The organism is Trinickia caryophylli (assembly GCF_034424545.1).
Lineage (GTDB): Bacteria > Pseudomonadota > Gammaproteobacteria > Burkholderiales > Burkholderiaceae > Trinickia > Trinickia caryophylli.
Map to the genome: position 1 here is coordinate 1,533,178 of NZ_CP139971.1, position 26,615 is coordinate 1,559,792.

At 64.0% G+C, this 26,615-nt stretch carries 20 protein-coding genes and 1 pseudogene; 13 read left to right on the top strand and 8 right to left on the bottom strand.

Going from position 1 to position 26,615, the window contains the following annotated elements; genetic code table 11:
* The first annotated feature begins 6 nt into the window (after positions 1 to 6).
* Genes U0034_RS26020 through U0034_RS26030 form a run of 3 tightly spaced genes read left to right on the top strand, consistent with a single transcriptional unit; the run spans position 7 to position 4,276 of the window.
* Positions 7 to 2,328, top strand: coding sequence for a T6SS effector phospholipase Tle3 domain-containing protein (locus U0034_RS26020; protein ID WP_085228751.1), 2,322 nt, complete (start codon positions 7 to 9; stop codon positions 2,326 to 2,328).
* Positions 2,325 to 4,013 (top strand): type VI lipase adapter Tla3 domain-containing protein, encoded by a 1,689-nt coding sequence (locus tag U0034_RS26025; RefSeq protein ID WP_085228752.1) that lies wholly within the window; start codon positions 2,325 to 2,327, stop codon positions 4,011 to 4,013. The genes U0034_RS26020 and U0034_RS26025 overlap by 4 nt, the downstream gene beginning before the upstream one ends.
* Positions 4,013 to 4,276 (top strand): PAAR domain-containing protein, encoded by a 264-nt coding sequence (locus tag U0034_RS26030; protein WP_085228753.1) that lies wholly within the window; start codon positions 4,013 to 4,015, stop codon positions 4,274 to 4,276. Before U0034_RS26025 ends, U0034_RS26030 begins: the two co-directional genes overlap by 1 nt.
* Positions 4,277 to 4,450: 174 nt before the next feature.
* On the opposite strand, the gene U0034_RS26035 is transcribed toward U0034_RS26030, so the two are convergent.
* The 3 genes from U0034_RS26035 to U0034_RS26045 all read right to left on the bottom strand — a co-directional run bounded on the left by U0034_RS26035 (position 4,451) and on the right by U0034_RS26045 (position 6,668).
* A complete protein-coding gene (locus U0034_RS26035) occupies positions 4,451 to 5,251 on the bottom strand; it encodes an alpha/beta fold hydrolase (protein ID WP_085228754.1) in 801 nt (266 codons plus the stop codon).
* A gap of 140 nt (positions 5,252 to 5,391) precedes the next feature.
* Complete coding sequence (locus U0034_RS26040; protein ID WP_085228755.1) at positions 5,392 to 6,156, bottom strand: anti-sigma factor family protein; 765 nt, start codon at positions 6,154 to 6,156, stop codon at positions 5,392 to 5,394.
* Complete coding sequence (locus tag U0034_RS26045) at positions 6,153 to 6,668, bottom strand: sigma-70 family RNA polymerase sigma factor (RefSeq protein WP_085228756.1); 516 nt, start codon at positions 6,666 to 6,668, stop codon at positions 6,153 to 6,155. Before U0034_RS26045 ends, U0034_RS26040 begins: the two co-directional genes overlap by 4 nt.
* A 220-nt stretch (positions 6,669 to 6,888) precedes the next feature.
* Between U0034_RS26045 and U0034_RS26050 the strand changes: the two genes are divergently transcribed.
* On the top strand, positions 6,889 to 8,199 hold the full coding sequence (locus tag U0034_RS26050; protein ID WP_085228894.1) for a hemolysin family protein: 1,311 nt from the start codon (positions 6,889 to 6,891) through the stop codon (positions 8,197 to 8,199).
* Positions 8,200 to 8,352: 153 nt separating this feature from the next.
* Here U0034_RS26050 and U0034_RS26055 read toward each other — a convergent pair whose 3' ends face one another.
* Together U0034_RS26055 and U0034_RS26060 are read right to left on the bottom strand one after the other, a co-directional pair.
* A complete protein-coding gene (locus U0034_RS26055; RefSeq protein ID WP_085228757.1) occupies positions 8,353 to 8,748 on the bottom strand; it encodes an RcnB family protein in 396 nt (131 codons plus the stop codon).
* A 249-nt stretch (positions 8,749 to 8,997) separates the two neighbouring features.
* Positions 8,998 to 9,660, bottom strand: a complete 663-nt coding sequence (locus U0034_RS26060; protein ID WP_085228758.1) for a TetR/AcrR family transcriptional regulator — start codon at positions 9,658 to 9,660, stop codon at positions 8,998 to 9,000.
* Between the two features lie 325 nt (positions 9,661 to 9,985).
* On the opposite strand from U0034_RS26060, the gene U0034_RS26065 reads away from it, so the two are divergent.
* The 3 genes and pseudogenes from U0034_RS26065 to U0034_RS26075 form a co-directional block, all read left to right on the top strand.
* Positions 9,986 to 10,621, top strand: coding sequence for a DUF3313 domain-containing protein (locus tag U0034_RS26065; protein WP_085228759.1), 636 nt, complete (start codon positions 9,986 to 9,988; stop codon positions 10,619 to 10,621).
* A 51-nt stretch (positions 10,622 to 10,672) separates the two neighbouring features.
* Positions 10,673 to 12,217, top strand: a complete 1,545-nt coding sequence (locus U0034_RS26070; protein WP_233211821.1) for a PqiB family protein — start codon at positions 10,673 to 10,675, stop codon at positions 12,215 to 12,217.
* Positions 12,218 to 12,234: 17 nt separating this feature from the next.
* Positions 12,235 to 12,375, top strand: a pseudogene (locus U0034_RS26075) (CPBP family intramembrane glutamate endopeptidase); the annotation flags it as partial.
* Here the strand turns inward: U0034_RS26075 and U0034_RS26080 are convergent.
* From U0034_RS26080 to U0034_RS26090, 3 genes are read right to left on the bottom strand one after another with little or no spacing between them, the layout of a single operon-like run.
* Positions 12,342 to 13,688, bottom strand: coding sequence for an NADH-ubiquinone oxidoreductase-F iron-sulfur binding region domain-containing protein (locus U0034_RS26080; RefSeq protein WP_085228761.1), 1,347 nt, complete (start codon positions 13,686 to 13,688; stop codon positions 12,342 to 12,344). The pseudogene U0034_RS26075 and the gene U0034_RS26080 sit on opposite strands and share 34 nt — an antisense overlap.
* Positions 13,689 to 13,698: 10 nt before the next feature.
* Entirely contained in the window at positions 13,699 to 15,312 is a 1,614-nt protein-coding gene (locus U0034_RS26085) for an FAD-dependent oxidoreductase (RefSeq protein WP_085228762.1), read from the bottom strand.
* Positions 15,309 to 15,950 (bottom strand): 4Fe-4S dicluster domain-containing protein, encoded by a 642-nt coding sequence (locus U0034_RS26090; protein WP_085228763.1) that lies wholly within the window; start codon positions 15,948 to 15,950, stop codon positions 15,309 to 15,311. The genes U0034_RS26085 and U0034_RS26090 overlap by 4 nt, the downstream gene beginning before the upstream one ends.
* 311 nt (positions 15,951 to 16,261) lie before the next feature.
* Between U0034_RS26090 and U0034_RS26095 the strand changes: the two genes are divergently transcribed.
* From U0034_RS26095 to U0034_RS26120, 6 genes are all read left to right on the top strand, one after another.
* Positions 16,262 to 18,310, top strand: coding sequence for a sensor histidine kinase (locus U0034_RS26095; RefSeq protein ID WP_233211822.1), 2,049 nt, complete (start codon positions 16,262 to 16,264; stop codon positions 18,308 to 18,310).
* Entirely contained in the window at positions 18,301 to 19,635 is a 1,335-nt protein-coding gene (locus U0034_RS26100; protein WP_085228764.1) for a sigma-54-dependent transcriptional regulator, read from the top strand. The genes U0034_RS26095 and U0034_RS26100 overlap by 10 nt, the downstream gene beginning before the upstream one ends.
* Before the next feature lie 390 nt (positions 19,636 to 20,025).
* A complete protein-coding gene (locus U0034_RS26105) occupies positions 20,026 to 21,687 on the top strand; it encodes an NAD-dependent malic enzyme (protein WP_085228765.1) in 1,662 nt (553 codons plus the stop codon).
* Positions 21,688 to 21,849: 162 nt separating this feature from the next.
* Positions 21,850 to 23,532, top strand: a complete 1,683-nt coding sequence (aspT, locus tag U0034_RS26110) for an aspartate-alanine antiporter (protein ID WP_085228766.1) — start codon at positions 21,850 to 21,852, stop codon at positions 23,530 to 23,532.
* 239 nt (positions 23,533 to 23,771) lie between these two features.
* Complete coding sequence (locus U0034_RS26115) at positions 23,772 to 25,106, top strand: ferredoxin reductase family protein (RefSeq protein WP_085228896.1); 1,335 nt, start codon at positions 23,772 to 23,774, stop codon at positions 25,104 to 25,106.
* A 242-nt stretch (positions 25,107 to 25,348) separates the two neighbouring features.
* Positions 25,349 to 26,260, top strand: a complete 912-nt coding sequence (locus tag U0034_RS26120) for a LysR substrate-binding domain-containing protein (protein WP_085228767.1) — start codon at positions 25,349 to 25,351, stop codon at positions 26,258 to 26,260.
* The last annotated feature ends 355 nt before the right edge of the window (positions 26,261 to 26,615 follow it).

The window sequence follows — 26,615 nt, forward strand, 5'->3', positions numbered from 1 at the left end:
GCAACCATGAGCAACGCCAACGATGATTACCGTGTAGTGACGCAAGCTGCCGCGGTGACGCATGCGAACCGCGCAGGGGACCGACAGGTGGCGCTTCCGCGCGATCTGCCGGGAATCGTGATTTTTATTCACGGGGTGAACGATCCCGGGGCGACCTATTCGTTCGTCGAAGAGGGGCTGTGTCAGGGGTTGAACGAGCGGCTGTCCAGGGATGATCTGAGGCCGGGGAGTTTTGGTGCGAAATACCACGCAGCGGCGAAACGGCGAGCGACAAAGCAAAAGATAGGCGTTGTTGAGGCCGACATATTGGACGATCCGGACTTGAATCTCTACCAGCGCACGGAAATCGAGGGATCAACCCACAGCGGCTTCATCCCGTTCTACTGGGGCTACCGCGCCAGCAGTGAAAACATCGCTCGCTTGAACAACCCGGGCGATGTCTCCAGCCGCACAGCGGACGCCGACGGCAATCTGATGACACGCGGCCAGTATCAGGACATTCACGGCAACCGGCTCGACCGGCACTTCGGAAAGTGCGGCGGCTTCTTCGCGAATGCGACCAACAATATTCCGGACATGTACGGGCCGGGCTTCAAGGCCGATTTTGTAACCCGGCAGTTCACCAGAAATGCGTTGGGCGGGAACTCGATCTATGCGGCAGATGCGCCGGACCGCCGGTACTTTGTGCTCGCGGCGACACGGCTTGCGAATCTGATCAGCACGATCCGCTCGATCAAGCCTAAAGCGGTGGCGGAATCGCACGGCCTCGATCCTCGGCATGAAACCATCACGATCATGGGGCATAGTCAAGGCACGCTTCTGACGTTACTGGCTCAGGCAATCCTTAAACAGAAAGGGCAACGATGCGTGGACTGCATCATCATGGTCGACTCCCCTTACGGCCTCTACGAGACGGAGGAATGCACCCAGACGGGCCACGCCAAGCTCAAAACGCTGATCGATATCGTCAATGCGGTCACGAGCGAGCCGTATAGCGTTCCAGCGCTTGCCGACATGCTGATTGGACAGGAAAAACATGGTGGGCGTGCTGGCGCCGGATGGTCGCCTACGCAAGGCAAGCGCCGCGACCGCAATGGCAAAGACTGGATTACATTCGACGAGCGCGACAATCGCGGCAAGGTGTATCTGTACTTCTGTCCGGAGGACACGGTCGTCGGGCTGAAGAAAGTGCACGGCATCGGCACGTTCGGCGTGCCGGACGAGGTACCGGCCGACGGCGCGGCGCTCGCGTCGAATCCGAAAGCCAAAACGATGAAGGCCATGGCGGAACTCGAGCATAAGCGCTTCTTCCAGCGCATGTGGACCCGCATGGAGCGGGACCGCCAGGGCAATGGGAAGCGCGCCAAGGTGCTGGTAGGGATGAAGCCCGCTCGGGTGCCGGTGCGTGAGAACCTCGAGCCCCTGGCACCGGGACCGGATGCGGGCGCCTCGATGCTGGGCACCGCCGTCAACATGACAATGAATGTGGCGTTGCAGGCGAGCTTCAAGCGCAATGACATCCGGTACATCAATGGAGAAGAACTGAAGCCGCCTTGCGAGCCGCAGCTATACGGTGGCGAGATTGTGGTGGGCGGCCCGCGACCGGGCCGCGCGGACGTAGCCGCGCAGATGGTGCCCGACGACGTATCGAAAAACGTGATCCTCGGAAACCAATACGCCAAGCTGAAATGGATCACGGATTCTTACTCGACGAACCCCGCTGCTGACCTTCTGCGACGAAAAGCGGAATTCAACGCGGACCAACCTATCGATGGCCAGTCGCACAACTGGACCTTCGGTGGCAGCGACGGACTCTCTATCCTGCGCGAGGAAACGCCGAATGAGGCACGCAAGCGACTGGCGACCGATCCAAACGATTACGAGGACAACAGTTACCATTCCGCCGTATTGCACAGCGCTGAGAATCACCGATGGGTCACGGCGATGGATGTGGCGATCGGCCAGGCGGTGACGCTCGACGATCCGGTATGGCGGGAGTTGCTGATCTTGATGGCGGACTGGAAGTTAACCGATGACGCTATGACCAAAATCCGCAAGAATGGCAATTTTTCCCGCCTGAGCGACGAGAGCAAGCAACTTATTAACGCTTGTTGGGGTTACTACAGCAGCGGTGCGTTTCCTGATGCAGTCGTGTCAGACACCCCGCCCAATCTGGTGACGCGCGAGCTGACACCTAAGGCCCAAGCTGCTCGATGGGAAGCCGAAGCCGCTCAACGACAGGCGGAAGCGGCGCACATGGAAAGCGAGCAGCGTTTCTATCAAGACCAGATGGCACGTAACTGGGGCAACTGGGGAAGCGTTCGATGAAGCCACGCATCTGGCCTTACGCGGCAACATTCGCATCAGCGTCTATCATCTGGACCGCTCATGTGATGACGGGGCACTACACTTACTGGCGGGACACTGGAATGGATATGCCGGGAATGGGAAGCAGTATTCGGAATGGTGTACTCGCAATGCTCGCTTTGGCTGTCGTAGCCTGGGGTGCGAGATTCGCGTGGTTGCAGCGGTCATCGGCCGCACCGGGTGCTGCCGGGTCGTCGGCGCGAGCAGAGCGCAGTGTGCCCGCTATTGCTGCGGGCTTCAACGGTTCGCCAGTGATGCTGTCGCAGACCGGTCAGAACTTCGTGCTTGAAGTGCGGGGCGTCGGCATCGTGACGAGTCAGCAAGTCAATACGGAAATCTGGGAGGCCATCGAATCGAAGGCGGACAATCATGCCACCTATCTATCGTCAAATCCGGAAGACTACCCGGGGGGCGATGACGATAGGCTAGACTATTTGCGGATCGTTACGGGAATTGGTTTTCGGTATGGTGCGGGTCATGCCATCGATTACTGGCCGGTGCCCGTGATCATATGGGGGCCGCCAAAAGACAAGGCAAACGCGTTTCGGGCCGCCATGCACATCGCTGGCAACCGCCAGGAAGCCAGTTTGGGGGTGACCCTTTTCCTGTGGCAGGACGACGCCAACACCGATGACGGTGCGGCCATGATCGGCAAGCTGTTTCAGTTTTTCGACGCGCATCCCGATGTGCCCGCCGCATTGGTCTTTTGCCGAGACGGCTCTCTGGTGCGCGATTTACTGGGCGCGCCCGGAAGTGGAGGTCCATCAGGCGTCGGCCACGCCATTCCTGCGATGCCCGATAGCGTTGGTGCACTGCTCGTGACACGGTCCGACCGCGTCGACAGGCTAATCAGGCCGTTTGCCGTCGAGCAAACCGCGGCTATCAACAAGACGAATACGGACTACGACATCATCAAACTCTGGAATTTCTACTGGTCAATGACCAACGACCGGAGCCCGGAAAGCTTCAGCGGACAGTTCCAGAAAACCGAAAAAGAGGCGGGTGTCGAAGATCCGTTGCCGATTGGCATCCTGTCGTCGTCCTGGTGGCAAGCGCATCTCCCCGAGTTCTGGAAGACGATCAACAACCAAGGACCGGGCGACTTCAAGCCGACGCCGTATATCCCTGTGCGCTGGACAACGTGGCAATTGAAGCAGTTCGATAACGCACCGTTGTTCGGTTATCTGCACCGGCCCGTCGACGTGAAACTGACCGACGACCACGGCAAGCTGCTAAGGACCGCTGATCAGGCGGAGGCATTGAAGGCGGGATGGGAAAAAGCCGTGGCCGCGTTGCCCGGAGAGCAAGAGCCCAAACGCGTGTTCTATGACACGACGGGCGACCGGCAGTGGGCAATCCCGCTGAATCAAGCCCTGGCGCAGGTCGGCAAATCAGCGCCGAGCCTCGACGACGTCAAAGAGGGTTACGACATCGGTGCGCGCATCGGCAACACCGGCGTCAGTTCACCGCTGATACAAATCGGCCTTGGCCTGATCGCGAGCTACCGCGAGGGTGGCGCGAGCGCGACGGTGAATCGCCGCCCGAACGGCATGGCGAGCATCGTCATGGTCAGCCCACCTGAGGCATCGATCAAGAGCGCGTGGGAGGGGCCGCGCAAGGCCGATCCGTTCGAGTTGAAGCCCTGATGCGCGGCGTAATCCGAGTCGGCGACTCCACGAGCCACGGCGGCAAGGTGCAGACCGGCCGCGAGAAGTCCACTGTCATGGGGTGTGCTGGGGCGTGCGTGGGAGACGAATGCACATGCCCGAGATCGGGACATGATCGTTGCGTGATCGCGGAAGGCGACCCCAACGTGCTGATCGACGGCCGCGCCGTGGCATTCGACGGCCACAAAACCTCCTGCGGCGCAACGCTGATTTCAAGCGTGCCGTCGTCCGGACGAGTCTGACGTTGAAAGCGGAACGGGGACTTGGGATACACGCCGTGCCGATCCTGATCGTCCTGGCTGGTGTGACCTCCACGAGTTCTCAGCGGCCGCGACCAAGCCCATCTGCATAGGTGAGAGCCTCCGGGAGCGCTTACGCGCGGCCGCGCGAAGGTGGCTGGCCAGCCGGCCCGGCGCTCAGTGCGCGTTATGCGCGGCCTGAACGATGAGATCGGCGATTTCGTCCGCATGCGAGATCAGCGACAGATGGCTTGCGGGCACCTCGATCGTCGTCGCCTTCATACGTTTGGCCATGAAACGTTCCAACTCGGGCGAGATCGTACGGTCCTCCGTCGAAACCGCATACCAGCTCGGCTTGGTGCGCCACGCCGCCTCGGTTGTTCGCGCCGAGAACAGCGTATCGGCGATCGGAGCCTGCTCCGCGTAGAGTACTTCGGCACGCGCCCGGTCCAGGTCGCCTGCGAAGTCGTGAATGAACGCATGCTCGTTGAACTGCGCATAGCCTCCCGATTTCACGAGTCCCGCGCTCGCCGGCGGGGTCGGGAATTTCGCCGCGAGCGCGGTATAGTCTTCGCCCGCGTCGGGCGCGCGCGCGGCCACGTAGACGAGCCCCGCGACTTTCGGGTCGACGCCGGCCTGACTGACTACCATGCCTCCCCATGAATGTCCGACGAGAATCGTCGGGCCATCCTGCTGAGCCAGCGCGCGCTCCGTTGCGGCGACGCTGTCGGCAAGCGACGTGAGCGGATTTTGCACGGCGGTGACATGCATGCCCGCTTTCTGCAGGCGCGCGATGACTTCCTGCCAGCTCGATGCGTCGGCGTAGGCGCCATGCACGAGCACGACATTGTGGATCGGGGCCGCGCTCGTGGGAGGCGGGCTGCTTTCGGCGGCAACTGCGCCGTGCGAGAGAACGACGGCGGCGAGGCCGGCAGCGATGGCCGCAAATGGCCTGCGTTTGCTCGAATGATTCGACATGGACGTGTCCTCGATGAAATAAAAAGGGATAGCGGAGCCTCGTTTGCGATACGCCGGGTTCATTCGGCGTCTCTCGCATGTGAGACGCTTGGGCCGCGGACTTATTCCATCGATTCCATCGATTCCATCGAGGGCGCGCCTTATCCACGCAGCGGATTCATCGCACGCTGTATCGGTGCGAGCGCGGCCTGGCCGGCCGGGCTGACCACGGCATAGAAGTACTTGCCGCGGCGCCAATACTGCGTGAGCAGTTCGCCATCCTTGCGCTCGCCCTTGTCGAAATGAAAGAGATTGCCGGGCGGCCGCATGTAATAGACGATCGCTTGTCCGCTCGCGTTGCGGTAGAGCACCATTGCTGCCGTTCCCTGTTCGCTCGCCATCAGCCTCGCGCCCACGGGCCGGAATCCGAACATCTCGAAGTTGGGCACCGGCTCCGATTGTACGAAGCGCCGGTCGAGCCAAGTCTGCAACTGCGTGACGTCGGCCGTCTTGAGATCGACCATCTGCATTGCCGTGTCACCGGTCGCGAAGATGCGGTAGGCTTCGGCCGCGTCGGCCATCGGCAGATACCGGGCACGCATCGACATATCACGCAACTGCCATCCGCCGACGACGCTCAGGCTCATGCACAGCACGAACGAGGCAGCCATCGCGAGCCTGCGGTTCGCACGTGCCCGCAACGATCGGCGAATGTAGGCCGGATCGAGTTGTGCGGGTGTGGCGCCGGCGGGAATGCCGTCGAGCGCCGCGCGCAGACTCTGCTTTTCTCGCGTGAGCTGGGCTACGAGCGCGGCGGCTTCAGGGTGGGCCGACAGATATAGCTCGACTTGCCGTCGGCGTTCATTGCCGAGCTGATTGTCGACATATGCGTGCAGGTCATCTTCGGATGGGGAAAACGCGTTCATTTCAAGACTCGCAGTGAAGGAGGCGCGACCCGGCCCTCGGCCAGCTCGCGCAGCGCTTTGCGCGCACGGGACAGACGCGACATGATCGTCCCGATAGGTACATCGAGTGCCTCGGCCGCTTCCTGGTAACTGAGCCCTTCCACCGTCACGAGCAACATCAGCGCGCGCTGCTCGGGCTTCAACCGGTGGAAGCCGCGCAGCGCGGCACGTGCAGCCACGATTTCTTCCGTCGATTGCGCGAGCGGCTCTTCTTCGCGGCCGAGAAAACCGAGCATCCATGCATAGCGCTTGGCGCGCCGCCGATCGTTGAGGAAGAGCCGGTAAAGGATCGAAAAGAGCCACGCACGCAAGTCGCCATCGGTCCGGCGTGTCCCGATGCGCGAGAGCGCGCGCTCGAGGCAGGCCTGTACGAGGTCGTCGGCGCTCGGCTGGTTGCGCGTGAGAAAAAGCGCGAAGCGCCGCAGGCGCGGCAACAGCTCGCGCAGCGCTTCGTCGGTAAGATCGCTGCTCATGGTCGTTCCTGACGGCACGTGGTATCGAGCGTAAGAAACCCGGATCGGCAGTTTATTCCCTGCGCGCGCAATTTATTCCCCGGAGCGCGCCAAAGGTGAGGCTTTTCGGGACCCGAGGCCGGCCGAACGCCGACGCCGCGCGGTACGGCAAGCGAATTGCTCGTCGTCTGGCAGAATGGGAAGTCTTTCAATTACCTTAAAAGGCGAAATGGGCCCCGAAATGGCAGGAAGCTTTCTCTTGACCGTCGTCGCACTGCTGCTGGTGCTGCTCAACGGGTTCTTTGTCGCCGCCGAATTCGGGCTCGTCAAACTGCGGGCAACACGTGTAAAAGCCATCGCCAAAGTACACGGATGGCGCGGGCGCACCCTGCTCGAGGTGCATCGAAATCTCGACGCCTATCTTTCCGCCTGCCAGCTCGGCATTACGCTCGCCTCGCTCGGGCTGGGATGGGTAGGCGAGCCCGCGTTTGCGGATCTGCTTGCACCGTTGCTCGGCTACGTTGGAATCGCGAGCAGCGATGCCGTGCACTTCATCGCATTCGTGGCAGCCTTCGTCGTCGTCTCGTATCTGCACATCGTCGTGGGCGAACTTGCGCCGAAATCGATCGCCATCCGCCTGACAGAGAAAATCGGCCTGTGGACGGCGGCGCCGCTCTACATCTTCTATTGGGTCATGTATCCGGCCATCTGGGTCCTCAATCACAGTTCGAACTGGGTGCTGCGGCGTGTCGGGCTGGAGACGGCGAACGGACATGACAGTCAGTACTCCGCCGACGAATTGAAACTGATCCTGCGCAGCTCGAGAGCCGATGCCGATTTCACGAAGGACGAGTGGCACGCACTCGCACAAGCGCTCGATTTTCGCGATCTCGAAGTGGCGGACTTGATGCGCCCGTTCAACGAGGCCGTTGCGCTGTTGGCCACCGACTCGGTCGAACGCAACCTCGAGCGCATGGCTCAGCATCGCTATAGTCGTTATCCGTATCTCGACGAAAAAGGATGCGTACGCGGCGTGATTCATTTGAAGGACGTGTTTCTTGCCGTGCGCAAGGGCGAAATGCCGGCGAGCCTCGATTCGCTTGCCCGGCAGGCGGTGACGGTGCCGCCCGAGTTGTCCGTCATTGCGCTGTTCAGGCGCCTGCGCCAGGGCGCGCCTCACTTCGCCGTCGTGACGTCGCGCGAAGGGCGGCCGCTCGGCTTCGTCACACTCGACAATCTGCTCGGTGCGCTGGTGGGCGAAATACGCGACGAATTCCGGCAAGCGGAAAACGATTGGATGAAGCTCGACGACGGCTCGCTGCTCGGCAAAGGCAGCTTGCCCATATTCACGCTTGAGCGCGCACTCGGAATCGACATCGAGGAAAGCGGTGTCGATTCGGTTGGCGGGCTCATTCTGCAACGTCTCGGCGATTTGCCGAAAGAGGGGCAGCGCATTGCGTTCGCGAACTTCGATGCGGTCGTCAAGAAGATGACCGGGCCTCGGATTTCGCTGATTCGCGTTTATCCGAAGCAAGACGTGCCCGCGCACTGATGCGCGAGTGTGAGGTGAGCTTTTTCAGGAGGTGGGGTGTGTGGCGGCACGCTCGCTGGGCGAGCGGCGCGGAACTCGCGCCCTAAACGGCGATGCGCCGCTGCATCGCAAGAACGCAGCGGCGCATCGCTTGATCGACGCGATGGGGCGGTATTACGGACCGACGCGCAGTACGATGCCGGTACCGATCTGGACCATCAGGTAGTCGCCGCCGATGCCAACCCACTGATAGCCGCGCGGCGGCGGGGCGAGATGGTAGCCGCGCCAGTCGTCCACCACGTACTGACGATCGCGATACTCGGGCGGCAGCCGATCGCCCTTGCGCCAGTGGCCGGGTGCGTAAGCGGATGCGCCAGGGCCAGGGCCAGGGCCGGCGTCGGGGCCTGGGCCGCCGTGCGGGCCGCCTTGCTTGTGCGGGTTGCCATGACCTTGGCCCTTGCCGTGCGGACCTTGGCCGGGCATATCGCCGGGAGGCTGGGCGCTGGCGAGCGATGCGCCGAGCATGCCGGTGGCGACGAGCGCCGCGAGAATCCAGCGTGACGTTTTCATTCTTTGCTCCTGTCAGCGAATGGTATGGCAAACGTTAGCATCGAGCGCCGAAGCAAACAAGCAGCGGTGCGACCATGAATCGTTGCAATAGATTCGCGTGCAGCGGGCGGATGAACCGCGCCGTTGGCTTGCGCCACCTGCGGTTCGTCAATGCGACGGACGGCATCGCTATGCCGTTCGGCTTACTTCTCGTTACACAACGGTGAGTGTTTACGGGGGCGGCCGTCCGCTCGGCGACACTTTCGCGCATCAACGTCTGCCGATACTCGTCGCTGCTTTCGATCGCGCTCTTGCGACGGTGGCCTTACCGTTCGTTTTGCCGTTTGCCTTGCCGTTCGCACGGTCCTTGGCGGCGGTGGGCGTCCATTGGCCATCGTCGAGCAGGCGATCGAACAGGCGGTTGCGCTCTTTTGCCGAAAACGGGCTCAGGCCGAACAGTTCCGACAGCATCAGCCCGGTTGCCGCCGCCCAGCGCAGCATGGCGAGTTCGGGGTCCTCCGCCTGGGCCTTGAGCTGCTTGAGCTTGCCCGCGTTGTTGTCGCGCCGCGCCGCAAGCAGCGTCGGATCCTCGACGAAGGCTGCCACCAGCGCGAGCGCAACCGACTGCGGCTGATCGGTTGCCTCGCGCGCGGTCGCGATTTGCGCCATCAGCATCGGCTCCGCCACGGATGTGTCGAGCGTCGCTTCGTAATCGCGCGAAAAACGTTCGAAATGCTCGGTCTGGTGTTCGAGCAAGGCTTTCAGCACTTCCTGCTTCGTGCGGAATTGATGCATGAGGCCGCCTTTGCTCATGCCGCTCTCGCGAGCGATTGCATCGAACGTGAGTTTGCCGGGGCCGTCCCGGGCGATGATCTTCAGCGCAGCCTGAATGGCGGCCGTGCGGGAGCGTTCCGAACGCGTGGCATTGTCCATGGTGGTCTTTCTCTGCGCGGCCGGCGCCCGGTATTGGAACGCGAGCGATGGCCGAACGAAATCGTCAAGTGGCCAATTATGTCTTGTTTCGGCCCCGCGCCGAAGCGGGTAACCGCGGTGGCGGGTGCGTCCCCGCGCCGCACCCGCCACCGCATCCGGCCCAAGAAACAAACCGTATGGTCGGTTTACATCGTGGCATGGCGGTGATACGCTCGCGTCTCACATGAGGTGACGCATCAGCCGATGCTGGCGTGGCGGGGCCGATCCACCAAAAAAACGGAGAACGGAAATGAAGGGAATCGTCGATGTACGCCCATATGCAGCCATGGTCGCGGCCGCCGTCGCCGCGGGATTGACGGCGTGCGCGAGCGTGCAGCCGGTCGCCTACTCGGGCATTGCTTCCTCGTCTTATCTGAAGGCGGACCCGCGGGACAAGTCGGGGCGCAGCCCCTACAGCTATTCGACGCAAGCAGATTGGCGCCAATACCGGCAGATGATGATCGAACCGGTGGTCGTGTACCGAGGCAGCGACAATCAATTCGGCAACACGAGCGCGGAGGACCGGGAGGCGCTCGCGCAATACATGCAGGCCACGTTTGCGAAGAAGCTGCAAACGCGGTTCCAGATCGTCGATCGTCCGGGGCCCGGCACGCTGCGGCTCAAGCTGACTCTCACGGGCGCGGCGAAAACGACGCCGGTCGTGGGTACGCTGCTGCATTTGGACATTGCGGGCAACGTCTATAACGGCGTGCAAGCGATGCGCGGGCGCGAAGGCGCGATGACGGGCGCCGTGTTCTATTCCGTCGAAATCTACGATGCGTCGACGAACAAGCTGCTCAACGCTTATGTCGCGAAGCAGTATCCGAACGCGATGAATATCGGTGCGAGTTTTGGCGGTCTGAGCGCCTCGAAGACGGGCATCGACAAGGGGGCCGACGCGTTGCTGGCACAGCTCCAGTAGCCGTTGCGCCAAGCGCGCGAGCCATGCAGGCGTGCGGGCGGAGCGTTCAGCGTGAAGCGGCCATCGTTCGTCTGGCTCGTGCCGCTCGGTGCGGCCGCCGTATGTACCGTGCTCGGCATTGTCGCGCTCGCCGGCCGCGGCCCGTCCGTGACGGTCAGCTTCGCGACTGCCGAAGGCATCGAGCCCGGCAAGACGAAGATCCGGTACAAGGATGTCGATATCGGCACGGTCGATGCGGTACGGCTGGCGCCGGGTCGGGCGCGCGTGCTCGTCGATATCGATTTTGCACGCAGTGCCCGCGATTTCGCCGTCGACGGCTCGCGGTTTTGGGTTGTGCGCCCGCGCGTAGGCGCGAGCGGCATCACGGGGCTCGATACGGTCCTCTCCGGCGCATATATCGGCGTCGATCGCGGGCGCTCGACTGAGCGGCGTACGTCGTTCACCGGACTCGAAACACCGCCTGCCGTGATGAACGACGAAAATGGCCGACGCTTCGAGCTGTACGGCGAGTCGCTCGGCTCCGTTGCAATCGGTTCGCCGATCTATTACCGGCGCGCGGCGGTCGGCCGCGTGGTCGGCTACCGACTTGCGAAGAACGGGGCCGGTGTGGCCATCGATGTATTCGTCGAGGCGCCCTACGATGGCTACGTGCGCGCCGGTACGCGCTGGTGGCACGCGAGCGGCATAGGTGTGCGCCTCGATTCGAGCGGGATGACGCTCGACACGCAGTCGGTCGCCGCCGTGCTGACGGGTGGGCTCGCTTTTGGCTCACCTGCCGGGCAGGCGGCGACGGGGCCGGTCGAAAACGGCGCGCGGTTTCCCCTGGCTGAAGACGTGGCCGCCGCCATGCGTGCGCCGGACGGGCCCGAGGCATCCGTCGTCATGCGCTTCGATCAATCGGTGCGCGGGTTGCAGGTGGGGGCGGCCGTCGACTTCCGCGGAGTCGAGCTCGGCCATGTGACGGCCATCGGCATCGAGTACGACCCGAGACGCGGCCAATTTACGATGCCGGTCACGATGGCGCTTTTCCCCGACCGTCTGGGCGCGCGCTACCGTCAGGCGATTCCCCGCGGCGACACCGCAGCAGGCAAGGCATTGCTGCGCCGGCTCGTGGCACGTGGGCTGCGCGGCCAACTGCGTACCGGTAACGTGTTGACGAATCAGCGTTATATCGCGCTCGATGTCTTTCCAGACGCGCCACGCGCCGAAGTCGACATGCGTCGGACGCCGCTCGAGCTGCCGACAGTGCCGAACACGCTCGAAGAGTTGCAGATGCAACTGGCGAGCATCGCGCGAAAGCTCGATCGTGTGCCGTTCGACGAGATCGGGTCTCGGTTGAGCGAGACGTTGAGCACGGCCAATCATCTGTTCGCACAACTCGACACAGAACTCGCGCCGCAGGCGCGCGATACGCTTGCGGCGGCACGGGAGGCGTTCGGCTCGGCCCAGGCGACGCTGCAACAGGACTCCCCGTTGCAGTCCGATATGCATCGCGCCCTCGTGCAGCTTACGCGCACGCTGCAGACGCTCGACGAACTTGCCGATTATCTGCAGCGTCACCCCGAAGCGCTCGTGCGCGGCAAGGCGGAAGACTGACGGCCCGTGAGTCGGCCGCGACCGTGGCGGGCATAGGCTATGGCATCGCCTATCGCTTCGGAGGGCTCGGCGCCTCGGTTCTGGCGCATTTCGGCCTCAATGCCGCGCATTTCTTCTTCTTCACCTACCCCATGCTGATGCCGGCCGTCCGCGGCTGACGAGCGGCCGCTTCATGGGTGAGCGTTTTCGGGATCACGCGCTCGCTGGCTATAGTGAGTGTTTTCGGGAGATGTTCGGCGCTCAGGCCATACTCGTGCGGAAACGTTCGGATCGAGCTTTCGACCACCGTGACGGCGCCGTCGATCAGTGCGCATCGGCCCGACCCGGGTAGCAACTCACAAAGGCTTTCGAGTGCGGCGACGGCTTCTCGTCCAGCCGCGCCGGTATCGATCCGCTGCAGCAGACGCGCCATCTGGAAGGTGCCGCACTTGCACGGCGGGCATTGCCCACAAGAGCCGGCCGCAAAAAATTCGACGTAGCGCGCCACTTCCCTAACGATGCTCGTTCCCTCGCCGACAACGATCATCGCCCCCGTGCCGAGACGCGAGCCACGCTCGCGCAGCGAGGCGAAATCGAGCGCGACATCGAGGTCGGCCGCGGTCAGCAGCGTATTCGACGGCCCGCCCGTGAACACCGCCTTGAATGCCTTGCCGCCGAGCATGCCGTGACCATGGGAGAACACGAGATCGCGCAGGCTGGTGCCCATCGGCAGTTCGTAAAGTCCCGGCTCGAGCACGTCGCCCGACAGCGAGTACAGCTTGGTGCCGCAGGCGTCGCCCAGGCCGAGCGCGCGATAGGCCGCGGCCCCTGCGCGAAGAATATGGGCAACGTTGGCGATCGTCTCGGTGTTGTTGATCAGCGTTGGTGCATCGCGCACGCCGCATTGCGCCGGAAACGGCGGCTTGCGGCGCGGGAACGGAAAGCCGCCGTCAAGCCAGGAGACGATGGCCGTTTCCTCGCCGCCGATGTAACGGCCCGTGCTTTGCGCGACGTGCAGTTCCACCGGGTGGCCGAGCGCGGATGCGATGCGCGCCGTATACGGGCTGGCAAGCCATTCGTCGATGGCCTCGCGCATCGAGGCAATGGCGCTTTCGAGGCGGCGATTGATGTAAAAGACGACCTTCGCCGCATCGATGGCGAGCGCGGCGATCAATGCCCCTTCGATGACCTGATGCGGCGTGCGCGACAACAAGTGGCGGTCCTTGAACGTGCCCGGCTCGTCTTCATTGCCGTTGATCACGACATAACGCATCGGCGCTTTCTGCCTGGCGGCCTCGCGCCATTTCCGGTGTGTCGGAAAGCCCGCGCCGCCCATGCCCACGAGCCCCGCTGCCTCCAGCGTGTCCACGATCGCTTCGCGATCGGCCAGGGCGGCATCGAGGCCCTCGCCGCCGCCGGCGGCCAGCCACCGTTCGAAGCATGGGCCGACGTCGAAATCGGGGTGCAGCAGTCTCTGATTCAGTTCGGACATGATGACGTTCCTAGTTGGCTGCCGTCATATGGCGGCGCAGATCGAAGTGGCCGTACTCGGGATAGAGCGCGGGCGAGCAGGCCGTGGGGGTCTTGCCGGCGCGTGCGAGCGCACGGCGAAACGCACGCAGATGGCCGAGGCCCGGGCGGTGCGCCGGCTCGTGCCGATGCGCGGCATAGGCCGCCGCGTTTGCACCCGCGCGTCTGCCGAAGGCGACGATGTCGAGCAACGCATTGCCCATGAGCCGGTTGCGGCCATGAATGCCGCCCGCTACCTCGCCGGCCGCATAGAGCCCGGGCACGTCGGTGCGCGCAGCTGGCGAGATCACCACGCCGCCGTTTTGGTAGTGCAGCGTCGGGTAGACGAGGAGCGGCTCTTCGTCCGGGGCGATGCCGCAGCGGGCCGCGAGGTGCGCGAGCGAGACGAGCTGCTTGCGCAGCAATTCGGGCTGCCGAGCGAGTAGGTCGGGCGTATCGAGAAACACGCCCACCGATCCGTCCTGCTCGATACCGCGTCCTTCGGCGCATTCGCGCATGATGGCGGCCGCGACGACATCGCGCGGCGCCAGTTCGTCGACGAAGCGCTCCCCGAGCCCGTTGACGAGCCGCGCGCCTGCCGAGCGCGCCGCCTCGGATACGAGCCCACCGGCAAGATGCCGCGGCCACGCGAGACCGGTCGGGTGATATTGGAAGCTGTCGATGTCGGTGAGCCGCGCGCCGGCCCGGTACGCCAGCACGAGCCCGTCGCCCGTGGCGCCGTAGTGGTTCGACGTGGCGAACCCTTCGAGATGCAGGCGCCCACACCCTCCCGTGGCCAGCACGACCGACCGCGCGAGCATGGGGCGCAGCGTGCCTTGCTCGAGGTCGTAGAGCACCGCGCCCGCACATTCGCCGTTCTCGTCGGTCAGCAACTCCACGGCGGGCGAACGGTTCAGTACGGCGATGCGGCGATCGAGTTCGACCGCTTCGCGCAGCACGCGCATGATTTCGAGCCCCGTGAAATCACGGTGGCACAGCACGCGCGGCACGGTTGTGCCTCCCGCTCGTTTGCGCATGAGGCGCACGCCGTCCTTGTCGAGGTCGAATGCGACACCAAGCGCGATCAGCCAGCGGATCGCCTCGGGGCCATCGGCTGCGAGTTGCGAGACGAGCGCCGGATCGGCTGCGTCGTGGCCCGCATGCAAGGTGTCGTCGGCATGCTGCCGCAGGCTGTCTTCTTCGCCGATGGCCGCCTGAATGCCGCCTTCGGCCATTACCGTATTGCTGTCGCCGATGCGCAGCTTGGCGGCCAGCGTAACGTCCGCGCCAGCGGCGGCGGCTTCGATGGCGGCGGCTGCCCCCGCGCCGCCGCCGCCGATTACGAGCACGTCGGTGTACGCCATCGGCAGGCCGGCCAGATCGACTTCGTCGATCAGCGCGTCCGCTTCGAGCAGCTTTGCGAGGAGCGGGTGGCAGGGCGCGCCCGCGTTCGCGCCGACACTGAGCGCCATACGTGCGCCGGGACGGTAGTCGGGATGGTAGGCGGCGAGTAGTGACGTGCCGTCGCCCGGCTGGCGCCGATACGGCACGGCTGTGCCGGGCCGCAGACGCGAGCGGGCTGTGCCGTAAGGAATGGCGTGTTTCATGAGCGTATTACTCCTTGGCCGGCGGCCTCGCCGCCTTCGGATGCGATTTCCGCAAGGCGGGCGATGAGATCGACGGGGCGAAGCGACGCCGCCGCATGGGCGCGGCGTGCGGCCAGCCCGAGATGGTTGGGCCAGATTCGTTCGGGGCAGGCAAGCGTGCAGAGATTGCACATGACGCATGCGTCGAAGACGGCCGCCGCGCCGGGCAGATCGCCGGCAACCGCGAGCCCGACGCCGCGCTGCACCTCGATCCCCTTGGGGCATGCGCGGTCGCAGCCGCCGCAATGGCGGCAGTGCGCGGCTTCGGGAAAGACGTCCATGAGTTCGCGGTGCGCGAGCCAGCCGTTCGAAAACCGGCCGATGTCATAGCGGTGCGGCTTGTCGGGCGTGAAGTAATCGATGAAGCTCACTTGCATACCGGGCTCGACGCGCGTTTCGCACGCAAGCAGCGTCTTGACTTCGGTTGTGCCTGCGCGCCGCACGAGGCATCGGCACGCACCGCATATGCCCTGGCCCATGCAACCGACGTTCGCGGTCAGCGCATCGCCGCGGGCAGCGGCTTCGATGACGGAGAGCGTCGGCTCAACGTCGAGAGTACGACCGTCGATCGTGACGGTTACGCGTTGCTGCTGTGACATGGTCACCCCTTGCTTGGATCGTAACGAGCCCACCGGGCGCATGTATCGACAAAAGCAAAGAGCAAGCCATCGATGAGCGCGCCGTGCTCGAAGGCGTGTCTTTGCATCGAAGGGCGGGGCGTACGAAGGCTTCGAGGCCGAGGGCGTGCACGGTGGGCGAGGCGGCCCGCAAAGCCGGTTCGTTCGGATTCCTGAACGTTGCGCCGGCGGTGCGTTCGGCGCGCGGAACGCGAGTGCGCGGGCACGTTCGGCGCGGCATGCCGCAAGACTTGCGATCCTTTGATCTGCGACATACCGCCCGCGTCTTCGCTGTGGCACTTTTCTCTTTCGACTCGCCAACGCATTGGACGAGCAACGGGCGCAAGGCGACGACGATGGACGATGTGGCGAGCAAAGTGGAGCGGCAAGACGGTACGGCGCATGAGTGCCGGTATCGCGATCGCTGTACGGTGCCTTGCCCCCGTCTCGAGATGGATCTCGCCGACCCTTCCGGTTTGTCCGATCTCGATTGCATTCGCTCGTTTCGCCGCCGAGATGCGGTTGTTTACCTGGCGTTGACCGCCGTGGTGGCGATACTCGCATTCGTCGGTGCGTTCCGCTATTTTTTTACGCGCGCGCTCGACGAGCTCGACGCCTCCGCGGCGCGGGCGATGTCGCTCTATGCGCAGCGGCTCGAGCGCGAGATCGACCGGTTCGGCATGTTGCCGCTCGCCACGTCGATGAATCGCGACGTCGTCGACTATCTGCGGGGCGATCGTTCCATCGAGCGCAGCGACAAACTCACCTCGATGCTGCGCTCGCTGACCGACAGCGCGGGTGTGCTGCAGACCTATGTGATCGACGCGACGAACCATGTCGTCGCCTCGTCGAATCGCGGCCAGCCAGGCAGCTTCATCGGTCGCGACCTGTCGTATAGGCCGTACGTACAGCACGCGAAGGCGGGCCACGTGGAGGGCTACTATGCCGTGGGAACGACCGGAAACACGGCGGGCTACTATCTCGCCACGGCCGTGGAGCAGGATGGACGGCGGCTCGGCACCGTTGCGACGAAGATTGGTCTCGACGGCCTCGAGCAGCGTTGGCTGGGCGGGCTCGAACGGCGCGTCGTGGTCGTCGACGAGAATGATGTGATCGTGCTGTCTTCCCGCGCCGACTGGAAGTATCACGTCGCGGGTACGCTCAGCGAGGCGCAGCGGCGGCATTTGTACGACACGCAGCAATACAACCGGGCCGAACTGAGGCCCCTTGTCTGGCAGGACGCTTCGTCGCCGATCGCGGCGAAGCCTTTCGTGCGGGCGGGGCTGCCCGGCGGCGAGCACGACTATCTCGTTGTCTCTGCCATGCTGCCTTCGCTTTCGATGCGGCTCATGGTGCTCGCCGACCCGTCCGACGCGCGCCGCCTCGCCGCGGCCGAAGCAGGCTTCGTGGCCGTTCTGATTGCGCTTATCGCATTGGCGATGCACATCGTCTACGAAAAGCGGTTGACCGCGCAAGAGCAGCAGCTCGCGCGCGAAGCGCTGCGCCGCGCGTACGAGCAGTTGAAGGCACAGTTCGAACGCCGCAGCGCTCAGTTGCATGTGGCCAACGAGGGGCTGCGGCGCGAGGTCGCCGAGCGCATCGAGTCGGAACGGCGTTTGCGCAGTTATCAGGAAGAACTCATCCGCACGGAGAACCTGGCCGTCATCGGACAGCTCTCGGCCGGTCTGGCACATGAGATCAATCAGCCGCTCGCCGCGATGGCGACGCTCTCGGAGAACGCCGTTCGCTTCCTGCAGCGCGGCGATACCGAAACGGCGCGGTTCAACCTCGGGCGTATCGTCGAACTCGTGACGCGCATGAGTACGCTGACGGGTCGCCTGCGCTCGTTCGCGCGCCGCGCCGATGGCGACGTTGCGTTGCTGCCCGTCTCCACGTCGATCGACAATGCGGTGGCGTTGCTGAGCCACCGGATCAAGCAGCAGCACGTGTGCGTGGACATCGTGCCGCCCCTCGAACCGTTGTACGCGCGCGGCGAGGCCGTGCGGCTCGAGCAGGTACTCGTCAATCTGCTATCGAACGCGATCGAAGCGATGGACTCGAACCCATCGCCGCACATCGAGATTCGTTCATATCGCGACGTTGAGCATGCCGTCGTCGAGGTGTCGGACAACGGCATCGGGTTGTCCGACGAAGTGCTCGCCAAACTGTTCGAGCCGTTCTTCACGACAAAAAAGGCAAGCGGGCTGGGGCTCGGACTCGCCATTTCCGCCGACATCGTGAGCGGCTTCGGCGGCAGTCTTGCGGCGACGAACCGAGCGGAAGGCGGAGCGTGTTTCCGGCTCGTGCTCGATGCACGACCGAGGGAGGAGGAATGCCGGTGAACGACGACTTCGATGTGATCGTGATCGAAGACGAGGACGATGTGCGGCTCGGCTGCCTGCAGGCACTGGCACTCGAGGGGCTGCGCGCGAAGGGCTTCGACAGCGTCGAAAGCGTGCCGCAACCGTTGCCGCGCGACGGCCGCTTCGTCGTGGTCTCCGATATCCGGCTACCCGGCCTGGACGGTATGGCGTATCTGCGCCAGCTCGCCGAATGGGACGCGGACGTGCCCGTCATTTTGATCACAGGCCATGGCGACGTGCAAATGGCCGTGCAGTCGATGCGCGATGGCGCCTACGATTTCATTCAGAAGCCGTTTCAGTCGCACGAGCTCGTGGCGGTAGTCAAACGCGCGCTCGACAAGCGCGCGCTCGCGCTCGAAGTGCGGCGCCTGCGGCGGCAGGTGGCCGTGATCGGGGGGCTCGAGAATCGCATCATCGGCCGCTCGCCGGCGATCGTCGAATTGCGCGAACTCGTGCAGGCACTCGCGCCGCTGCCGACCGACGTCATGATCCTGGGCGAAACCGGCACGGGCAAGGAACTCGTCGCGCGTTGCCTGCACGATTTGTCCGGCCGAAAAGGCCCGTTTGTCGCGCTCAATTGCGGCGGGCTGCCCGAGACGCTCTTCGAGAGCGAGATCTTCGGCCACGAGGCCGGGTCGTTTTCCGGCGCGACGAAGCAGCGCATCGGCAAGATCGAGTTCGCGCACGGGGGCACGCTCTTTCTCGATGAAATCGAAAGCATGCCGATGGCGATGCAGGTGAAGTTCCTGCGCGTGCTGCAAGAGCGCGTGATCGAGCGGCTCGGATCGAATCAGCTCGTTCCCGTGGATTTCCGCGTGATTGCGGCGACGAAAGCCGATCTGCTCGCATTGGCCGAGGAAGGCAAGTTCCGCGCGGACCTGCATTTTCGGCTGAACGTCGCCACCATCGACTTGCCGCCCTTGCGTGCAAGGCCGCAGGACATTGCCCTGCTCTTCGATACGTTCGTGCATCAGGCCGCGCTGCGCGTCGATCGGCCGGCCCCGCCGATCAAGGATGCGGTCATCCGCGAACTGCTCGCGCACAAGTGGCCGGGCAACGTGCGCGAACTGCGCAATCAGGCCGAACGGTTCGTGCTGGGCCTCAAAGGCGCGCCGGGCAGCACGGCGGGCGCCGAGGCGGTGTCGCTGACGGCGGCCGTCGAGGCGTTCGAGCGCGGACTGATCGTGGAGGAACTGCGACGCAATCAGGGTAATCTTTCGCGCACCGCCGAAGCGATGCAGATTCCGAAGACGACGCTCTTCGGCAAGATCCGAAAATACGACATTCGAGAGCAGGAGTCGTAAGGCGCCGGCCGTCGCGCCTTACCGCTTGTTCGTGTCGCCTATCTCATGTCGTTGCCGCCGTGAGGCGGCGCCACCTCACGTTACGCCGCCGTCGGAGACGGGCTGTGCCGCATCGCTGCGCCGCACGTCGCCCACCGGCGGCGTTCCCCGACCATCCGCCGTGATTCCGCCTGCGCGTTCGGCCAACCGAACCGTCCTTGCGCCGTTTTTCGGCTAGCCGAACGAAGCGCGGCCTTCACACGTTCACGCGCATCGGAATTTCGTTGCAAAAACAACGATCTTCGGAAGAAGGCCGGCGATGGCATACCCCTTGCGATATCTGGCGCGAAGCCGGACCGGCTCTCATCGATACGACATCGAAATCGATAACCCGAACAAGGAACGACCACCATGGCTACGCCCAACACCATCGAAACCAGGAAACTTTCCGTACGCCCCGTTGCATCGCTTGCCGGCGCCGCGCTGCTGCACGATCCCGCCCGCAACAAAGGCTCGGCGTTCTCGCGCGACGAGCGCCGCAAGCTGGGGCTCGAGGGTCTGCTGCCGCATACCGTCGAGTCGCTCGACCGGCAGGTCGAGCGCGTCATGTCCCACCTCGACAGCCTGACTGACGACCTTGCACGCTACGTCTATCTGATCGATCTCGAGGCACGCAACGAAACGGTGTTCTACCGGACCATCATGTCCGACCCGAAGCGCTTCATCCCGATTCTGTACGATCCGACCGTGGCCGATGCCTGCCTCGAATTCGGCAACCTGTATCGCCGCGCGCGCGGCATGTATATCACGCGCGACATGAAAGGCCGCATCGCCGAGGTGCTGCGCAACTGGCCCGAGCGCGACGTGCGCTTCATATGCGTATCGACGGGCGGGCGCATTCTCGGGCTCGGCGATATCGGTGCGAACGGCATGGGCATCCCCATCGGCAAGCTGCAGCTTTACACGGCGTGCGCCGCCGTGCCGCCCTCGTGCCTGTTGCCCGTGCTGTTCGATATCGGCACGGCGAACGAGCATCTGCGTGCCGATCCGTTCTACATGGGCACGCGCGAAGTGCCGCTCACGGAGGCGGAACTCGACGCGCTCACCGAGGAGTTCGTTCAAGCCGTGCAGGAAGTGTTTCCAGGCTGCTGCGTGCACTTCGAAGATTGGAAGGGCGTGGACGCGATCCGCATGCTCGAACGCTATCGCGATCGCGTGCTGTGCTACAACGACGACATTCAAGGCACGGCCGCCGTTGCGCTGGCCGGCATCGCGGCAGGCCTGAATCAGGTGGGCGGCAGGCTCGCCGATCAACGCATCCTTTTTCTCGGCGCGGGCTCGGCCGGCATCGGCATCTCGAAGCTCATCGCAGCCGAGTTGCAAACGAAGGGTTTGTCGGCCGAAGAGGCCAGAAAGCGCATTCGGTTGTTCGACGTCAACGGCCTGATCGAATCTTCGCGCAAGGATCTGACGGCAGCGCAAAAGCCGTGGGCGCAGGACGAAAAGCCAAGCAAGGACTTCCTCGAAGTGATCGAGCGGTTCAAGCCGACGGTGCTGATCGGCGTATCGACGAAGGCCGGCGCGTTCACGAAGGAAGTCATCGAGGCAATGGCGCGCATGAACGAACGGCCAATTATTTTCGCGCTCTCCAATCCGACGACGAAAGCCGAGTGCACGGCCGAGCAGGCCTACGGCTGGTCGCAAGGGCGGGCGCTTTTCGCAGCGGGCGTGCAGTTTCCGGAGTTCACGATGAACGGCCGCCAGTACCGGCCTGGCCAGGCGAACAACTTCTACATCTATCCGGCCATCGGTCTTGCCACCTATGCCTGCCGGCCGACGCGCCTGACCGACGAGTGCTTCATCGTTGCCGCGCACGCAACAGCCGATCAGGTTGGACCGTCGCTGCAGGCCAAGGGCATGTTGTTTCCGAGCCAGGACCATATTCTCGAAACGGAAATCACGACTGCCGCGCGTATCGCCGAGCACATGTTCGACGCGGGCCTCGCTCAGGTGCCGCGGCCGCGCGAGTTGCGCGCCTGGATCGAGGGGCTTCTTTATCGCCCGGCGTACTGAGCGGTGATGGCGCGACGGCGCGCAGGCTGCGGCGCTGTTCGCGGCGGCAGCCTTGCCGTCCCCGTGACCCCGGCGGCTGTCGCCCGTCGCGCCGCTCGACGTAACAGTCACGCGCCCGCTCCGGGTGGGATAACGAGCGGGCCACACAATAGAAGAATCGCCATGGACTACTTTGTTCACACTCTGCAAAAGTATCCGGAAATCGCGCTCTTTCTGACGATCGGCATCGGTTTTTGGATCGGCAACCTGAAACTCGGCAGGTTCAATCTGGGCATCGTCACATCGACGCTGCTTGCGGGGCTTCTGGTTGGCCAAATCGGCATCAAGCTGCCGTCAGCCCTGCAATCGACGTTCTTCGCGATGTTCCTCTTCGCGGTCGGTTATTCGGTCGGCCCTCAATTCATTCGCGCGCTCAAGAACGACGGCCTGCCGCAGGTGCTTTTCGCCGTCATCGTTTGCCTTTCGGGCACGGCCACGGCGATCGTGCTCGGAAAGCTGCTCGGCTATAACGGGGCGTTGACCGCGGGCCTGCTGTCGGGTGGCTACACGAACTCGACGGTGCTCGGTGTGGCCACGGACCTCGTACAGCAATCGGGGTTGTCCGACGCGCAGCTGCAAAGCGCGCTGGCACTGCTGCCGATCGCCTATGCGGTGACCTATCCGTTCGGCACGATCGGCTCGGCATACCTGCTCGCGAACATCGCGCCGAAGCTGCTGAAGTTCGATCTCGCCAAGGAATGCGCGCAGTACGAGCGCGAGCATGGCGGCGGGGCGGCTATCGGGACGACCGCCTACCGTGAGTATTCGGCGCGGGCTTTCCGCCTGATGAATCCGTCGCTGATCGGCAAGACGGTGCGCGACATCGAATCGTTCTTCAATCACGAGATCTTCGTGCGGCGCATGCGCCTTGCCGACGGCGCCGATATCGTGGATTGCACGCGTGACACGACGGTATCCGAAGGCGCCATTCTCGCGGTCTCGGGCGGTCTGGCATCGCTGCTGCAACACGAGCGTGCGTTCGGCCCGGAGGTGAAGGACGTGCCGCTGCTCGATTTCCCGACGGAGCTGCTCGATATCGTCGTGACGAGCAAGCAGTTCGCGGGCAAGACGCTTGGCGAGATCAAAGATGCGCTTTTCGGCGAGCCGGGGCGCGGCGTGTTCCTGACGAAGGTCACGCGCTCCGATGGCATGATCGCTGTGCAGCGCGACATGAAGATCCAGCGCGGCGACGTGCTGCAGATTCTCGGCGCGCGGCAGGACGTGGCGAAGATTGCCAAGGTGCTTGGGTATGCCGACCGTCCTATCGAAGGTACCGATATGGCGTTCATGGCATTCGGCATCGTGGCCGGTAGCCTCATCGGTGCGATCACCGTGCATATCGGCGGCATTCCGCTCAGCCTGGGCACGGCGGTGGGCGCGATCGTGGCCGGTATCATCTGCGGCTATTTGCGCTCGACGATGCGCACCTTCGGCCATATTCCGGGTCCTGCCATCTGGGTGTTCAACAACGTCGGCTTGAACGGGTTCATCGCCTGTATCGGCCTGAACGCGGCACTCGGCTTCGTCGGCGGAATCCAGCACTATGGGCTCACGCTGTTCCTGGCCGGCACGCTCGTGACGATCGTGCCGCTCATCGTCGGCCTGCTGCTCGGTCACTTCGTCTTCAAGTTCCATCCGGGCATCATGCTCGGCGCCTGCGCGGGCGCCCGCTCCACCACGGCGGCGCTCGGTGCGCTGCAGGAAGCGGCGAAGTCGAACGTGCCCGTGGTCGGTTACGCGACAGGATATGCGGTATCGCGGCTCGTCATGGCGCTCTTGACGATCGTCGTCATCAGAATGTTCTGAGGGCGGGCGGCAACGACACGCTTGATCGGTGAGGTTTTCGGGAGCCGGCCGCGGTACGAGCGGCCGGCTGCTCTCTTTCATGGCCGGGACAGCCGAGGGTGCAGCGACGAACGCAGCGCCGGAACGCCGCATTCCGCAGCGGGCCGATCTGTCCTAGCATGAAGGATTGGATGTTCGCGCCGATGGATTGGATGTTCGCGCCGATGCTTACGCCCGCGCGCCGGCGCTCTGAAATCGTCATGAAAAAGATCCGGCTCGCCTATTTGGGCCTTTTGGCCGCGCTTGCGCTGCTGTGGCTCGCAGCGGATAACGTCTTCGACGTGCCGTACGCCTTTCGGGCATTTCGCAGTTCGATGATGAACCTCACGGGCGTGCTGGCCATCGGCTGCATGAGCGTGGGCATCGTTCTCGCTGTCCGCCCCGCTCGTGTCGAGCCGTGGCTCGGCGGCCTCGATAAATCTTATCGGTTGCACAAGTGGCTCGGGATCACCGCACTTGTGGTCGCGATCGTTCACTGGCTCTGGGCGAAAGGGCCGAAGTGGCTCGTCGCGCTCGGCTGGATGCAACGGCCGGAGCGCAAGCCGCCTCCGGGCGCGGGCTCGCTTTCCACGATCGAAGCGTTTTTCCGAAGTCAGCGGGGCCTGGCCGAACAAATCGGCGAGTGGGCGTTTTATGCCGCTGTCCTGCTCATCTTCATCGCATTGCTGAAGTCGTTTCCTTATCGGCATTTCTTCAAGACGCATCGTCTGATCGCCATTGCCTATCTCGCGCTCGTCTACCATGCGGTGGTGCTGATACCGGTCTACTACTGGCGCGAGGCGATCGGCCCGGCCGTCGGCCTGCTCATGATGGGCGGGGTGGGCGCGTCCGCCGTTTCGCTCTTTCGCCGTATCGGCCGTACGCGGCGCGCCGTGGGCGAGATCGAAAGTCTCTTGCTGCATGAGGACAACCGTGTGCTCGGTGTCGTCATCGATCTGAAGGACCGCTGGTTCGGGCATGCAGCGGGACAATTCGCGTTCGTCACGTTCGACCCCGTCGAGGGGCCGCACCCGTTCACTATCTCCTCGGCGTGGCAAGGCGACGGCAAGCTGCAATTTCACATCAAAGGCATCGGCGACTACACGCAGCGCCTGCCCCAATCGCTGACGGTGGGCGAACTCGTGACCGTCGAAGGGCCGTACGGCACCTTCGACTTTCGAAGCGACAAGCCCCGGCAGATCTGGGTAGCCGGCGGCATCGGCATTACGCCATTCCTTGCGCGGATGCGGGCCCGCGCGGCGCACGAGGACCTGCGTGCCGTCGATCTTTTCTACAGTACCAAGCTGCCCGATCCCGCGTTTATTGCGTGGCTCGAGGAACTCGCGGGCCGTGCGGACGTGCGGCTCCATCTGCTCGTGAGCGGCAAGGACGAACGCCTCGACGCCGACCATTTGTGCGAGCGCGTGCCGGAGTGGAAATACGCCGATGTATGGTTCTGCGGGCCGGCCGCATTCGGGCGGGCGCTGCGGCAGGGCCTTGTTGCGAAGGGGCTCGCGCCGAGGGACTTTCACCAGGAATTGTTCGACATGCGTTGAGGTGGCCCTGAGGGCGAGAGGGCGAGGGTGAGATTTTTCGGGACCAGGGAGGGGCCGATGCCCGACCCGATGCCCGCGCGGACGCTACGAGGCGCACGACCGGCACGCGTCGAACAAGCACCGAACAAGCGTCGAACAAGCGCCCGCCGCAACACCCGTCTCATGCGAATAGTTTCCCGGTAAGCTTGCGCAAGCTGAGTTTGCAGGAATCGGGCGCATGCTTGCTTTTGCCGAGGGCCGACATGGAAGTGGAATGGATCGAGGATCTCGTGGTTCTCGCGCAATACAGGAGCTTTTCGCGTGCCGCTGAAGTGCGCAACCTCACGCAATCGGGATTCAGCCGGCGGATCCAGGCACTCGAACAATGGGTGGGCGCCGACCTCGTCGACCGCAGCAGTTATCCGCTGTCGCTGACGCCGGCTGGCCAGCTTTTCAAGGAAGCGGCCGAAGACATCCTGCGCAAGCTGTTCGATACGCGTTCGATCATCCGGACCGACCAGCGCATGCAGGGGCCGGGGATCAGGATCGCGGCCGGCCATACGCTCTCGGTCAGCTTCCTGCCTGCATGGCTGAATGCGCTGAGCGGACAGTTCGGCGAGCTGCGCGCCCGCGTGTTGCCGACGAATGTGCACGATTCGATCCTGATGCTCGTCAACGGCAATTGCGAGCTCATGCTTGCCTATCATCATCCCGAGCTTTCGCTGCATCTGGACCCGACACGCTACGAACACCTGACGGTGGGGCGCGACGTATTCATGCCGGTGCGCCGCCCGGCAAAACGTGCGGCCGCCCAGGCGCGTCTGCCGGGTACGGCGCGGCAACCGGTGCCGCTCATCGGCTATACGTCGACCACCTACTTCGGTCGCTGTCTCGCGCTCGTGCTGCGACGGCAGGGCAACGCCGCAGTCTTGCAACCGTACTTCGAATCGGATATGGCCGAGGTACTCAAGAAGATGGCGCTCGCGAGCGACGGCATCGCGTGGCTGCCGCGCAGCCTGATCGAGGAGGAACTGGCCAGCGGTGCGCTTGTACCTGCCGGAGAGCGTCGCTGGATGCTCGATTTGGAACTGCGTCTGTACCGGGACCGCAATCATGCCTCCACGCTGCTTGCCCAGTTGTGGACGTGTATCGCGGAGGGGGCCGCGGCCGGCTGAGCGCTGCCTGCGCGCCGTACGGCGCGCGACGGTTTTCCATTGCGATCGTCATTCGAGGGCCGCCGTGCGGCCCGTTTTCTTTTGAAGCCGTTGCTTCGGCATGCCGGCTGCCGGATGGGCCGCCTCGCGCCCCGAACGTCGTTTTGGTGCGCCGCAGCATAGGCGAAGCCATTGCCAGATAAGGCGATGACGAGGTTATGCGGGCGCCGCATGAACGAATGCAGGACTCGCATCGAGCGCTGTTTATGGCGCCCTACCATGCGACTCGTCTTCCGGAATCGGCATTGCGCTCCCGGGAGTGGCTCGCCTGTCGAGAGACGTGCAAAGGCATGCGGGCACTGTTCAATGACCGCAT

Coding starts and splice junctions, on each gene's coding strand:
- U0034_RS26050 (WP_085228894.1), top strand. CDS start 6,889: ATGGCAGGAAGCTTTCTCTTGACCGTCGTCGCACTGCTGCTGGTGCTG.
- U0034_RS26055 (WP_085228757.1), bottom strand. CDS start 8,748: ATGAAAACGTCACGCTGGATTCTCGCGGCGCTCGTCGCCACCGGCATG.
- U0034_RS26115 (WP_085228896.1), top strand. CDS start 23,772: ATGAAAAAGATCCGGCTCGCCTATTTGGGCCTTTTGGCCGCGCTTGCG.
- U0034_RS26040 (WP_085228755.1), bottom strand. CDS start 6,156: ATGAACGCGTTTTCCCCATCCGAAGATGACCTGCACGCATATGTCGAC.
- U0034_RS26105 (WP_085228765.1), top strand. CDS start 20,026: ATGGCTACGCCCAACACCATCGAAACCAGGAAACTTTCCGTACGCCCC.
- U0034_RS26090 (WP_085228763.1), bottom strand. CDS start 15,950: ATGTCACAGCAGCAACGCGTAACCGTCACGATCGACGGTCGTACTCTC.
- aspT (WP_085228766.1), top strand. CDS start 21,850: ATGGACTACTTTGTTCACACTCTGCAAAAGTATCCGGAAATCGCGCTC.
- U0034_RS26120 (WP_085228767.1), top strand. CDS start 25,349: ATGGAAGTGGAATGGATCGAGGATCTCGTGGTTCTCGCGCAATACAGG.
- U0034_RS26065 (WP_085228759.1), top strand. CDS start 9,986: ATGGTCGCGGCCGCCGTCGCCGCGGGATTGACGGCGTGCGCGAGCGTG.
- U0034_RS26080 (WP_085228761.1), bottom strand. CDS start 13,688: ATGTCCGAACTGAATCAGAGACTGCTGCACCCCGATTTCGACGTCGGC.
- U0034_RS26060 (WP_085228758.1), bottom strand. CDS start 9,660: ATGGACAATGCCACGCGTTCGGAACGCTCCCGCACGGCCGCCATTCAG.
- U0034_RS26030 (WP_085228753.1), top strand. CDS start 4,013: ATGCGCGGCGTAATCCGAGTCGGCGACTCCACGAGCCACGGCGGCAAG.
- U0034_RS26025 (WP_085228752.1), top strand. CDS start 2,325: ATGAAGCCACGCATCTGGCCTTACGCGGCAACATTCGCATCAGCGTCT.
- U0034_RS26100 (WP_085228764.1), top strand. CDS start 18,301: ATGCCGGTGAACGACGACTTCGATGTGATCGTGATCGAAGACGAGGAC.
- U0034_RS26085 (WP_085228762.1), bottom strand. CDS start 15,312: ATGAAACACGCCATTCCTTACGGCACAGCCCGCTCGCGTCTGCGGCCC.
- U0034_RS26020 (WP_085228751.1), top strand. CDS start 7: ATGAGCAACGCCAACGATGATTACCGTGTAGTGACGCAAGCTGCCGCG.
- U0034_RS26035 (WP_085228754.1), bottom strand. CDS start 5,251: ATGTCGAATCATTCGAGCAAACGCAGGCCATTTGCGGCCATCGCTGCC.
- U0034_RS26045 (WP_085228756.1), bottom strand. CDS start 6,668: ATGAGCAGCGATCTTACCGACGAAGCGCTGCGCGAGCTGTTGCCGCGC.